Origin of the sequence: Pseudomonas sp. Je.1.5.c (assembly GCF_051129895.1) — a bacterium.
GTDB classification, from domain to species: domain Bacteria; phylum Pseudomonadota; class Gammaproteobacteria; order Pseudomonadales; family Pseudomonadaceae; genus Aquipseudomonas; species Aquipseudomonas urmiensis.
Window position 1 is genome coordinate 1 of the sequence record NZ_JBCPSP010000116.1, and the last position, 268, is coordinate 268.

1 protein-coding gene is annotated in these 268 nt (G+C 67.9%); it reads right to left on the reverse strand.

Going from position 1 to position 268, the window contains the following annotated elements; all coding sequences use genetic code 11:
• A partial coding sequence (locus tag AAZU54_RS27375) for a hypothetical protein (RefSeq protein WP_434727906.1) occupies positions 1-268 on the reverse strand: 268 nt, incomplete at both ends.

Consider the following 268-nt stretch of genomic DNA (forward strand, 5'->3'; position numbering starts at 1 on the left):
GCCGGCCGAGGGCGTCGTAGCCGTAGTTGACCTTGAGCCGGGCATCTTCGTAGCCCACCAGGCGGTCGTACAGGTCCCAGGTGAAGCGGCCGTGCTGGCCGTCCAGCCAGCGCTCGCTGAGGTTGCCACGGGGGTCGTAGCGGTAGTGGTTGCCCAGGTACTGGTGCAGCAGGTTGTCCATCTGCCGGCTGCGTTTGAGGCCGTTGGCCTGGGGCGCTTCGTGGGGGTCGAGCAGGTTGCTGGCGGGGTCGAAGGCGAAGGTTTCCGC